This window comes from Paraglaciecola sp. G1-13 (assembly GCF_055809255.1).
On sequence record NZ_CM147903.1, the window covers coordinates 4,665,395 to 4,677,895 of the forward strand.

The following is a 12,501-nucleotide window of genomic DNA, read 5'->3' on the forward strand; positions in this document are numbered from 1 at the left end:
AAATACTCTTTGAGCAGGATTTAGGTAACAGAAAAAGCCAAGACAAGTGCTTGGCTTTAGTAACTCATTGACGGTTAATGTAATTTCAGTTTTGGCCCAACAAATTTGCTCACTCTGCGACTCAGCATGGTTAAGGTTGCTTTTAACCATCCATGTACTGCGAACTGGTGCATACTGTAGAGTGAGGTGTACACCAAGCGCGCTAGCTTACCTTCCACAAACATGCTGCTGTTAGACAGGTTACCCATTAAGCTGCCTACTGTGCTGTACTTACTCAAGTGAACAAGCGAACCATAATCACTGTATTGATAGTTTTCAAACTCCTTACCTTGGAGTTGATTAACTATATTTTTGTACACTGTCGATGCCATTTGATGAGCAGATTGCGCTCGAGGGGGTACCCAAGTACCGTCTTCTTGCTGAAACGCACAGCAGTCACCTAGCACGTATATGTCTTGGTGGTTTTTAGCCCTTAACTGCGGATCGACCAAAATTTGTTGCGCGCGATTGGTTTCAAACATATCGAGCTCTTTAATCAGATTAGGCGCTTTAACACCTGCTGCCCATACCATTAAATCTGCTTCGATGAGTTCGTCATCAGCAGTGACAAATCCATTTTTCTCAGCCCTTGTCACTTTTGTATCTTCATACAGCTTTACGCCAATTTTTTGTAACGCGTTTTTGGCTGCATAGGCGATGCGCTCCGGCAGTGCTGGCAATATTCTGGGGCCCGCTTCAATGATCGAGATCTCTAGGCGTTGGGCCGACATGGCAGGCATACCATAAGCCCGGGATAAATTTGCAACATGATGTAATTGTGCTGCTAACTCAGTACCCGTTGCGCCAGCTCCGACAATCGATACTCGTAGCATCGATTGTTGAGTATTGGGCTGGTTGACCTTCAGCATTTGGTTGAGCAACGCACGATGAAAACGCTCAGCTTGCTCTAAAGAATCCAAGAAATAGCTGTGCTCTTTCACGCCTGGCGTACCAAAGTCATTACTCACACTTCCAACCGCTAATACGAGTATGTCGTACTCAATACTGCGCTCAGGCAGGATCAGCTGGCCTTCTTCATCATAAAGTGCGTCCAGCGCTATCGATTTATTTTGCTCATCGATACCTTTCAATGTGCCTTGCTGAAATTCATATTTAAGACGACTAGCATGAATGCGATAATCCACTCCATCGGAGTTTTTATCGATAATGCCAGCCGCCACTTCGTGTAAAAGTGGCTTCCAAACATGTGTTCTGACCTTATCGACCAAGACCAGCTCCACAGCTGCGTGCTTACGACAATAGCGGCTTAGTTGAGCAACTAACTCAAGACCACCCGCCCCGCCGCCTACAACGACTATTCGTTTCATAAAAATTACCTTTTAAAGTTGCGATAGAATAGGGTTTAACCTTGCCATGGGCTGAAGACATGAAAAACAGCGCAGAAGATTGGAATAAGCAGCTGGTGGAACAAGCAGCGAAGAATTGGCTAAGGAAAGATACAGAATCATCAGTTGTGATTAAACATCTGATTTTAAATGAATAAAGGGTATCAAAAATGAACAGAGAAGAGGTAAGCAAGTACACACTAACTCTTTGCTGTATGGCGAAAAAATAACTGTTCATCGAAGACGAAATGATGGCGCTCAGAGCGTATATCGGCCGGAAAATGTTGGTGCGCTTAGTGATAACGGCCCAAACAGCGCCCTTATCATTCACAGATAGCCTGACTCGAAAAAAAGTAAGCAGCAGCGGCGCTAACACTTTGTACACAGTAAACTCCAAGTGAAGCAGGGCCCGAGTTGTGAGCCCTGATCATATTTATAAAAAGCGCTAATCTAATAGGCTATTGAAATAGCTACCCGCGTACTTCACCATCACCCAACACAATAAATTTTTGAGTGGTTAGCGACTCAGCGCCCATTGGTCCGTAAGCGTGTAATTTACTTGTCGATATACCAATTTCTGCGCCTAAGCCTAATTCGCCGCCATCCGAGAAACGCGACGAGGCGTTAGCCATCACCACGGCTGAATTCAAAGTACGAATAAACTGCTGTGCTCGGCTGAAGTCTTGTGTGGCAATCACCTCTGTATGCCCTGAACTGTATGTTTCAATATGCTCAATCGCAGTATCAAAATCATCTACTATACGCACTGCGATTTCCATCGCTAAGTACTCAGCATGCCAATCATCTTGTGTAGCAAGAGATGCATTATCGAAATATTGTAGGCTTCGCTCACAGCCATGAACCTTAACCTTATGCTCGTTAAATAACGCTTTCACCTTCGGCATAAACGTTGGAGCGATATCTTGATGCACTAACAAGGTCTCAAGTGAGTTACATACGCCTGTGCGCTGAGTTTTGCCGTTCTTTAGTAGGTTGAGTGCCTTATTTTCATCAGCGGCATCATCCACATATAAATGACACACGCCCTTGTAATGCTGAATCACAGGTATTCTGCTATTTTCGCTTACAAATCTAATCAGACCTTCACCACCCCGTGGAATAATCAAATCAATATCTTCGTTAAGGGTCATCAGTTCATTCATGACTGCGCGGTCAGGATTTGGCACAACAACCACTGCAGCGGGGTCAATTTCGTGCTTCTCTAAGGCGTAACTGATACACGCGGCAAGCGCCAAGTTCGAATGTAGGGCTTCTTTTCCGCCGCGTAATACAACGGCGTTACCGGCTTTTAAGCATAACGCTGCGGCATCAATAGTCACATTCGGGCGAGACTCGTAAATCATAGCGATCACGCCTAAGGGAATACGCATTCGCCCTACTTGGATGCCGCTCGGCATTTGTTGCATATGGTCAATACTGCCCACGGGGTCTGCTTGCGCTGCGATATCAAAAACCGCATTTGCAATACCTTGGATGCGCTGCGGCGTCAGTAATAAACGATCAAGCATGGCATCGTCCAAATTGTTATCTCGCCCTGCTGCTAAATCCTTTTCATTGGCTACAATAATGGTTTCAGTTTGGCCCAACATCCGCTCTGCGATGTCTTTTAGCAGTGTTTCTTTTTGAGTGGCAGACAGTTTAGCTACCTGACGCGAGGCAATACGTGCCGCTTTGGCCGCTTGAGCGATTGAAAATTCCATTCTTAAACACCTTTTAAATTGATAACAAACTTCGTTGAACCGCGATAGCTAGAGTAAAACCAAATCGTCACGATGAATGGCAACCTCACCCGATGAATAACCCAGAATAGGTTCGATTCTATCGCTTCGTTGCCCCTTTATTTGCTGCAACTCACTATTGCCATATAGGGAAAGGCCTTTCCCTATTATCTGGTCTTTGAACCGAATATCAACCGCTTCACCGGGTTTAAACGCCCCTAAGACACTGGTAATACCTGAAGGAAGCAGCGAAGCGCCTTTATGGATCAGCGCCTTCTGAGCACCCTCATCAATGACTAACGTACCTTTTGAGCGCAACGTATGCCGTAACCACTGATTACGAGCACCGTCTTGGTTTTTCATGGGCAAGAATAACGTTCCCGGCTGCTGCCCTTGAGCAAGTTGCTCAAACACATCTGGATTGCGGCCGTTGACGATTAACGTTTGGATCCCACTTTTAGCACACTTCTCGGCGGCCTGAATTTTGGTGCGCATGCCTCCAGTACCCACACTTGTACCGGCTCCACCGGCTAAGTCATGAATACTTTGATCAATCTCATGTACCGTCGGAATGAACTTGGCAAGTGGGTTTTGCCTTGGGTCTGCTTCATACAAGCCATCAATATCAGAACAAATAATCAAAGTATCAGCTTGGGCAACTAACGCGGTATAAGCCGCTAAGTTATCATTGTCGCCTACTTTTAATTCATTAATAGCAACCGTGTCGTTTTCATTCACGATTGGTAGCGCATTGTTACGCAGCAGTTCTCGTAACGTGTTTTTGATATTGACGTAGCGCGTGCGATTATGCAGATCATCAGACGTCAGCAAGATTTGTGCGCAGTCGAAATCAAATAAACGCGCCCAATTCGCCATCATATGCGTTTGCCCAATCGCAGCCATCGCCTGCTTTTCAGCGATCGATGGGTGATGTTTATAGCCAATTTTACCGCGTCCAGCTGCAACACTACCTGAAGAGACTAAAATCACCTCTTTCCCCTGAGCGCGGCTGGTCACAATAAATTGCGCTATGGGTAACAAGTATTTACTACTACACGCTTTGCCGTCAGGGGCGATAAGGGCACTACCGACTTTGATAACGGCCCGTTGCCACGAGAGTTGTGACATGAGAAATCCTACCGAGTTAATATGCCTTTAGAGTACGACAAACCCGCCTAGAAACAAGCATTAGTCGTTATAAGCTATGGTCTTTTAGGAAGAAATTATATTTATCAGATAAACCCGCTAAAATACCAATCTCACAATTTGAAGGTAAAAGTCAGCTTATGTGTACAATTTGCTTACAATGTTATTGTGCGCGATTGTTCACGTGTTCAAGATTTGCTGATTTTTTTGTTATATTATCACCTTCGTGTTGGAAAATAATAACGAATTCAATGCAGCTCGAAATACAAAATCAGGGAATCAAATGTTTAATAAAATAGTCACTACAGCGTTAATTTCGCTGTTATCGATCAGTGCTGCGAATGCCGCTATCGAACAAACCAAAGGCGACTTTAAAGATAAGTTCCGCCAGTTAGATGAGTCACTTCCTACGCCAAATGTATACCGAAACGCCGCTGGGCAACCGGGGCATCAATATTGGCAGCAAGCTGTAGACTACAAAATTAAAGTGCATTTAAACGAGGAAAAGCGTCGTTTAGAAGCCAGTGAAAGCATTACTTATAAAAATAACTCGCCTGACACGTTAAGATATTTGTGGCTGCAGTTAGATCAAAATAAATTTAGAAATGACTCCATGTCAGCTATGACGACCACCTTTGGTGGTATAGGCGCTCGTGGTCCTGCTACTCAAGGCGCGACCAGCAGTAAGCCTGCACAATTGAGCTTAGCCGCATTGCGACGAGACCAATTCGTGGCCGATCATGAACTTGGCTACGACATCCAAAAAGTCGTTGATTCTACTGGTTCTAAGCTGCACCACGTTATTGTCGGCACGAACATGCGTATCGATTTGGCACAGCCTTTAGCGCCTGGAAAGTCTGTCGATTTTGCGATTGATTTTGCCTACAACATAGTGGAAGAAGATGCCGTATCGGCTCGTTCTGGTTATGAGCACTTCCCTGATGACGAACGTGATGGCGGCAATGATATCTTCTTACTTGCCCAGTGGTTCCCACGTTTACATGCTTATACCGACTATGAAGCATGGACCAACAAAGAGTTTATTGGCCGCGGTGAATTCACTCTCGAATTTGGTGATTATGATGTTGAAATGACCGTTCCAGCGGATCACATCGTAAGCTCTACAGGTGTGCTACAAAATCCTAAGCAAGTACTTACTTCAACTCAGCGTAAACGTTTGAAAGAAGCTGAAACCGCAAAACGTCCTGTGTTTGTCGTAACCGCTGATGAAGCATTGGAAAATGAAAAGGCCGGTACCAGTAAAGAAAAAACCTGGAAATTCAGTGCTCAAAACGTACGCGACTTCGCATGGGCATCGTCACGTAAGTTCATGTGGGATGCCAAAGGTCATCCACAAAAAGGTTCAGAGCAGTCATTAGTCATGGCGATGTCTTTTTATCCTAAAGAAGGCGGCGATTTATGGAAGAAATATTCGACTGAATCAGTAGTGCATACATTAGATGTGTACTCTCGCTTTTCATTTGATTATCCCTACCCGACGGCGCAGTCGGTCAATGGTCCTGTCGGTGGTATGGAATACCCCATGATTTCATTTAACGGCCCGCGTACTGAATTACAGGACGACGGCAGCCGTACCTATTCTCAGGCTGAAAAGCGCTTCTTGATCGGTGTCGTTATTCACGAAGTAGGACATAACTACTTCCCAATGATTGTTAACTCAGATGAGCGTCAATGGTCTTGGATGGATGAAGGGTTAAACAGCTTTTTAGATGGCGTTGCTGGTCGCGAATGGGATCCAACAATTCCTTGGGGTGTGGAACCGCGTGATGTAGTAGGTTACATGAAATCTTCATCTCAGGTGCCTGTGATGACCCAATCTGATAGCGTATTGCACCTTGGCCCTAACGCGTATACCAAACCAGCCGTGGCCCTTAATATATTGCGTGAAACTATTCTTGGCCGTGAGCTATTTGATTTTGCTTTTAAAGAATACGCCCAACGCTGGATGTTTAAGCGCCCAACACCGTCAGACTTTTTTCGCACCATGGAAGAAGCCAGTGGTGTTGATTTAGATTGGTTCTGGCGTGGATGGTTTTACACCACAGATCACGTTGATATCTCCTTGGATAAGATCTCTAAACTGCGTTTAGATACCAAAAATCCAGACATCGATTTTGATCGTCAGCGCCAAGAAGAGTTAGATAAGCCTCTGTCTTTGACCGACGAGCGTAATAAAGCCGAAGGTAAAGAGCTTTGGGTTGACAGATTCTCTGACATTACCGACTTCTATGACGAGAATGATCGCTTCACAGTGACCAACAAAGAACGTAATAAATACAACAAATTCCTAAAAGACCTTGAGCCTTGGGAACGCACAGCATTTGATCGTGCCGTCAAAGAAGACAAAAACTATTACGTGCTTGATTTCTCAAACAAAGGTGGCTTAGTCATGCCAATCATTCTTGAGCTTACCTTTGCCGATGGCAGCAAGGAGAATCAATATATCCCAGCTGAAATCTGGCGTCGTACCCCTAAAGCGGTGAGCAAATTGATCGTGACTGACAAGGACAAAGAATTGGTTAGCGTTTCAGTCGATCCGCGTTGGGAAACCGCTGACGTTGATGTAAGCAATAATGATTACCCTCGTAAGATTATTCCTTCACGTATCGAAGCGTACAAAGCGAAGAAGAGTACCAAAAAAGTGTCTCGCGATATCATGCAAGACATCAAAACTGAGCTTAAAAGCGATGACGAAGACGAGAATGACGACTAGTCATGCCTAAATTGTTCATACGTACCTTAACCGCCTTGTTGCTGATAGCAACAAGTGCGGTTTTTGCACATCAACAGAAAACAGCCATTAGTACCGTGTTGTTTAATCCTCGCACTGAAAACATAGAAGTGATGCATAGGTTTAATCTGCATGACGCAGAGCATGCTGTACGGCATATTTTTGGTAAAAATGCAGACATTATTGGATCAGCTAAAACGCAACAACAATTTAGCGATTACGTGAGCAAGCGCTTTGCTATGAGCAAAGAAAATGGCCAATCGATACCACTTAAATCCGCTGGCTTTGAAATAGAAGGTAAATTCTTCTGGGTGTATCAAGAAACAGCTGAACCCGAGCAATTGGATAACCTAGTGATTAGCCACAACGCGTTGCGTGATCTATGGCCCAGCCAAATCAATACCATCAATGTAGAAGGTAAGGGCGATATTCAAACCCTGACTTTTGAAGATTCTATTGAGCTTTTAAAGGTTGAGTTTGAGCATCATTGATTAAGTCAAACCCATAACATACCAAACACCAATGCCCGAAAGTTCCAACGGGCATTTTTATATCTCACCAAATACATTTCCCGTGTATTCTATAAACAATTACCTACATTCTAAGAGACATCAATGGCAACACTTTCTGGTCAACCAGGAGCAAAAAGAACCGAACCTGCGGTTTGGTTACTTTTCTTAGGCGTTTTATACACGCTCTATTTCACCCAAAGTTTATTGATGCCTCTGGTCGTTACTTCACTTATAGCGCTGCTTTTGAGCCCACTTGTCGCTGCGCTACAAGGTTTACATATTCCTCGAACAGTGTCTGCATTTTTACTTGTTTCAACCTTGATAGCGCCTTTTACGTTTCTTGGCGCAGAACTAGCTGAGCCAGCACAAAAATGGGCCAAGTTAGTACCGGAGTTGACCCAACATGTTACCGAGCAACTCGATTCGATCAGTGATGCTATGGAAGGTGAAAACGAAAGTAACCTACCGGCTAAAGCCGATGATGAAGAATTTAGCTTCTTCGGTTTATTCAAAAATAAGGCAGAACAGAGGCCCGTTGAGAAAGATGAAAACGTGATGTCTCAACGCTTAAAGCAAGGGGGGTTAGAGATCATGCTCTCTGTGCTATCAAGTACCCCTTTAATATTGGCTCAGCTAATGACAGGGGTTATTTTAACACTTTTCTTGCTTATTTTTGGCCCTCAACTATTTGAAGCGTTTATCCAGCACTTTCCGAAAATTACCGATAAAGATCAAGCGCGATGCTTAGTGGCGACCATTCAAAAAGAATTATCTCGCTACATAGTGACCGTCAGTATTATCAACGCCGGTCTTGGTCTGAGCACGGCTTTTGTGCTGTACTTAATCGGCATTGAAGATGCGCTTCTTTGGGGGGTATTGGCAGGTCTATTAAACTTTATTCCATATGTAGGTTCACTTATTGGAGCAACCATTTTAACCCTAGCAGGCCTAGTTCAGTTTGGCGTGCAGGTGACTGCGCTTATTCCTCCAGCCGTTTATTTTGGGTTAAATCTTATTGAGTCTCAGTTTATTACTCCTACTGTGCTAGGTCGTAATATGCAGCTTAATCCGCTTATCGTTGTCTTGTGGTTGTTGGTCTGGGGCTGGTTGTGGGGTGCAGTCGGCGTTTTGTTAGCAGTACCTTTGTTAGTGTGTATAAAGTTAACACTGGACCAATTAAATATCTGGACTCACTGGTTAAAAATCATCGAAGCGAAAAGCCACTAAGCCATTGTAAAAATTGATTCAGATCAATTCTGCCCCTCAGCGATCCGCTAGCATTACGTTATCAAATCATTGAGGGGAAATAATCATGATGGCATTAATATTAACCGATCCGGTTGCTTGGGGCTCAATTCTTGGCATAGGCGTAATCGTGGCGTTGTGTTGTTATTACGCTTACCTTTTCGTGCATAACACTATCGAAAATCGCTAAGCTTAATTATGCTTGGTTATGTATTGAGAACGGCAATACCATAGCGCGTTCAGATTTTGGATTGCCAATCATTTCGTCATAGGGTGACAAGTGAATCAACTCAGCATGATTAACGCAGCATTCACTTAGCGCGTCGCGGATATGCTCCGTGCTTCTAAATGACATTGGCCTATGCGTCGACTTGTCATACACCACGCCTTGCTTGCCTGCTATGGTTAAGCGCAATATATAAAGGCTCATGTCGTGAGACTCAACTGAGGCCACCTCAATGTTAGGTTTGTTTGACATAATGTCTTGTAACATATACTTAAGCATAATGACTCCAGTGAGTATGACCTTAAGCACATGCCAAGATCGTTTTGCAGTTGATGGCTTTTTTACTCACATAGGATGAAGTCAGATCATCCAGTAATCGCCATATTTTCTTTTTGCTCAACGATGTTGGTGTATTCTTTCTTTAAGCTCGGCCACATAGCAATACTCAGCACAGTAAAAGATGAAATGCTTAACATTAGCCATAAAGGGATCGGCTGAGTCGCGAGCACACTTATTAACACTACGTATTTTGCTACCTCTAGCCACCAACCTGATACTTTCATCGCCAATACTTCACCTACTGACAGACTGGCGAATATGACCCAAGCAATTACGAGTACCTGTTGCATAAGCGCTAATTGGGTAATATTTAGTAAAAATACTAAGCCTATAAAAGTCGTTAGCCCATGCTGTAACAGTGCATAAGTTTTACGTCGTGTTGAAATGGCTATGTCGAACTTTTTAAAACGCGTTAAATCTACCCGCCCCAGAGGATAATCGCGCTCCATATCAGCGGGGCGCCAACCAGTTTTACCAAACCATACTTTGAATTTGTCTGACCACGCTTTGGTTCGCCAGCTATCCTTTATGAGTTGCTGATAAACATGGGTATTGGCATAGATAGGGTTCCAACTGTGTAGCGCTTTGCGGATCCCGTAAATAGGGGGCTCTTCGTCCAACTCATCTTGAAATGAGCCGAACAACCGATCCCATATAATGAAAACTCCCCCGTAATTACGGTCAATATAGATCTGGTTTTGCGCATGATGAGCTCGATGATTAGAGGGTGTTACGAATATCCATTCCAACCAGCCTAGCCTGCCAATGTGACGTGTGTGCACCCAAAACTGATAAATAAGATTGAGTGAGCCCACGGTAAGCAGCAGCATCGGGTCGACACCGAGAAAGGCTAGGGGTAGGTAAAATATCCAACTTAAAAAACTGCCGCTCGTTTGTCGCAAGGCGGTGGTGAGGTTGTACTCTTCACTAGAGTGGTGCACCACATGAGCGGCCCACAAAATACTCATTTCATGGCCAAACCTGTGATTCCAGTAATAGCAAAAGTCATAAAGCACAAATGCAATCAGCCCTAGCCAGATGTTATCTCCCAAGGTGAAAAGCGCATAGTTATCATATAAGACCACGTACAAAGTAAAGGGCACTAAGGCTTTCAAAATTCCGAACATACGGCTTAACACTCCCGCCGTTAAGCTATTAATCGCATCATTAGTCCGGTAGTAATCTGTTTTTCTGAAATACTCAGCCACTAGCTCTAAAGCAATCAATAAAAAGAAAAAGGGTATGGCGTAAATTATATAACTCATTGCATTGCTGCCTAAACGAACTTATTTCGACTAATACCTTCTAAATTAAGGTGTTCGATGCTCGTTAGCAACATTTTATTAATAAAGTTCAACAACGCCATAATTCAAAAGATTATGAGAACAGAGTTTAACAAGGTTGCAGCCTGTCAGATTAATACCCACTCCATTAAATAATTAGCCACTCAGCGAAAATTAATGGAATTGGTATAATTTCAACGAATTGAGATATATAGCCCTTGATAGATTGATCTTTTATCACAACACTATAAGTTAGCCAGTATAAAGCGAAGGCTCTTGATAAAGTGCAAATGTGCACAGTCACAGTTCCAGGCCAAGTTGATGCCTCTAAAGGAGTTTTTATGAGTGAAGAAGACGTAAAAAATAAATCATTAGTGCCTTATGTAGCGATCGCGGTTGTATTAATCGTAGTGATTGGCGCTGTGCTTTTCTGGCCTGCTGACAAACCAGTTGAGCCTGAGCCTCCGGTTGAAGTGCCTGTTACCACTATTCCTGAAGTTGCTCCATTACCTTTGCCAGAAGAAGAACCTATGGCACAAGAGCCAGAAGAACTGCCTGAGCCAGAAGCAACACCTGAGCCTATCCCTGAGCCGGAGCCACTTGATACCAGCGACGGCGCAGTCAAAACCGAACTATTAAAATTGTCAGATTATGGCGAGCTAGCACGTTTATTGGTGAATGACGACTTGCTACAACGCTTTGTTATTACCACCAACAATTTGGCAGATGAAGAATTACCCGCGAATCATCAGGTATTAAAAAAGCCTGAACAGACGTTCCGCACTTTTCAACAAGCAGACAAAGAATGGATAGACCCAGCTAGCTACAAGCGTTATACCCCTTATGTTGATGTACTTGAGTCACTTGATCCTGAGTCGTTAGAGCAGCTTTATCAAGAATACAAGCCCGCTATCAACGAGATATTTGCAGAGATCAGCAGTCCTGGGCAGGATTTCGATGACACTCTACTCGATGCCATCGACTTATTACTTGATACGCCAGAAGTGCCTGTTCCTGTCGAGGTTTATACTGACAGCGTCATGTTCAAGTTTAAAGATGAGCGTTTAGAAGCCTTAGCGTCACCCCAAAAACAATTACTGCGCACCGGTCCTGAAAATATGCGCCGTATTAAAGCCAAACTGCGAGAGCTTAAGACCGCTATCGCTGCAGATCAAGAATAGGTTTCAGTCAATATGGACTTAGCAACACTACAAAAGCAGCTTGGCGATCAACAAGGCAAGCTGCCACCGGTTGATAAGTGGAACCCAGATTTTTGTGGCGATATGGATCTCGTCATAAAGCACGATGGGAGCTGGTTTTACATGGGTACGCCTATCGGTCGAAAAGCGTTGGTGAAACTGTTTGCTAGTGTGTTGAAAAAAGAGGGTGACCAATACTTTTTGGTCACCCCAGTAGAAAAGCTCGGTATTACAGTAGAAGACGTACCTTACGTGATCACCCAATGGGAACAACAAGGTGATTTACTGCTATTTACGACTCAAACTGAAGAGCAAATAATCGTTAGCGCGCAAAATCCTGTTGAACTCAAACAAGACAGCAAAAATAACCTTGCTTTGCCTTATATCAAGGTAAGGCGCAATCTATGGGCGCGATTGCATCAAAACGTTTACTACCAATTAATTGAACAAGCCGAGCAAGAAGACGACGCCTTGTTTATCAGTAGTGGGGATTATCGTTTTTGCCTAGGTAAGCTCTAATTACCCTGCGTTTTTACCCCTTCGAGTTGACTTTTGCTCATTGAAATCATTGTTTTGTAGATGGCTTATCGAAATAATATTTTGTTAACATTTAGTGCCCAGCATCGTTTTGACCTGCCGACCTTATTCCCCTAATCTGAACACTCACTAGCTAAA

Annotated in this window: 11 protein-coding genes; 6 read left to right on the forward strand and 5 right to left on the reverse strand. The window is 43.8% G+C overall.

What is annotated here, in order from left to right; all coding sequences use genetic code 11:
• Positions 1-74: 74 nt before the first annotated feature.
• The 3 genes from AC0L6N_RS19830 to proB all read right to left on the reverse strand — a co-directional run bounded on the left by AC0L6N_RS19830 (position 75) and on the right by proB (position 4,252).
• Entirely contained in the window at positions 75-1,367 is a 1,293-nt protein-coding gene (locus AC0L6N_RS19830) for an NAD(P)/FAD-dependent oxidoreductase (RefSeq protein ID WP_041714152.1), read from the reverse strand.
• A 488-nt stretch (positions 1,368-1,855) separates the two neighbouring features.
• Complete coding sequence (locus AC0L6N_RS19835) at positions 1,856-3,106, reverse strand: glutamate-5-semialdehyde dehydrogenase (protein WP_011576951.1); 1,251 nt, start codon at positions 3,104-3,106, stop codon at positions 1,856-1,858.
• A 48-nt stretch (positions 3,107-3,154) separates the two neighbouring features.
• Complete coding sequence (gene proB / locus AC0L6N_RS19840) at positions 3,155-4,252, reverse strand: glutamate 5-kinase (protein WP_473477122.1); 1,098 nt, start codon at positions 4,250-4,252, stop codon at positions 3,155-3,157.
• A gap of 301 nt (positions 4,253-4,553) precedes the next feature.
• On the opposite strand from proB, the gene AC0L6N_RS19845 reads away from it, so the two are divergent.
• The 4 genes from AC0L6N_RS19845 to AC0L6N_RS19860 all read left to right on the forward strand — a co-directional run bounded on the left by AC0L6N_RS19845 (position 4,554) and on the right by AC0L6N_RS19860 (position 8,969).
• Complete coding sequence (locus AC0L6N_RS19845) at positions 4,554-7,004, forward strand: M1 family metallopeptidase (protein ID WP_473477124.1); 2,451 nt, start codon at positions 4,554-4,556, stop codon at positions 7,002-7,004.
• A gap of 2 nt (positions 7,005-7,006) precedes the next feature.
• Positions 7,007-7,513 carry a DUF6702 family protein gene (locus AC0L6N_RS19850; RefSeq protein WP_473477126.1) on the forward strand — a complete coding sequence of 169 codons (507 nt, stop codon included), beginning with the start codon at positions 7,007-7,009 and terminating at the stop codon, positions 7,511-7,513.
• A 123-nt stretch (positions 7,514-7,636) separates the two neighbouring features.
• Positions 7,637-8,761, forward strand: a complete 1,125-nt coding sequence (locus AC0L6N_RS19855; RefSeq protein WP_473477128.1) for an AI-2E family transporter — start codon at positions 7,637-7,639, stop codon at positions 8,759-8,761.
• A gap of 85 nt (positions 8,762-8,846) precedes the next feature.
• Positions 8,847-8,969: a hypothetical protein gene (locus AC0L6N_RS19860; protein ID WP_006994949.1), complete on the forward strand. Its 123-nt coding sequence runs from the start codon at positions 8,847-8,849 to the stop codon at positions 8,967-8,969.
• 6 nt (positions 8,970-8,975) lie between these two features.
• Here the strand turns inward: AC0L6N_RS19860 and AC0L6N_RS19865 are convergent, their stop codons facing one another.
• Both AC0L6N_RS19865 and AC0L6N_RS19870 read right to left on the reverse strand, forming a co-directional pair.
• Entirely contained in the window at positions 8,976-9,284 is a 309-nt protein-coding gene (locus tag AC0L6N_RS19865; RefSeq protein ID WP_473477130.1) for a DUF6482 family protein, read from the reverse strand.
• Positions 9,285-9,370: 86 nt separating this feature from the next.
• Entirely contained in the window at positions 9,371-10,609 is a 1,239-nt protein-coding gene (locus AC0L6N_RS19870) for a sterol desaturase family protein (RefSeq protein ID WP_473477132.1), read from the reverse strand.
• 359 nt (positions 10,610-10,968) lie between these two features.
• Between AC0L6N_RS19870 and AC0L6N_RS19875 the strand changes: the two genes are divergently transcribed.
• Positions 10,969-11,808: a DUF3014 domain-containing protein gene (locus AC0L6N_RS19875; protein WP_011576958.1), complete on the forward strand. Its 840-nt coding sequence runs from the start codon at positions 10,969-10,971 to the stop codon at positions 11,806-11,808.
• 12 nt (positions 11,809-11,820) lie between these two features.
• Positions 11,821-12,345 carry a DUF1285 domain-containing protein gene (locus AC0L6N_RS19880; protein WP_473477134.1) on the forward strand — a complete coding sequence of 175 codons (525 nt, stop codon included), beginning with the start codon at positions 11,821-11,823 and terminating at the stop codon, positions 12,343-12,345.
• Positions 12,346-12,501: the final 156 nt, after the last annotated feature.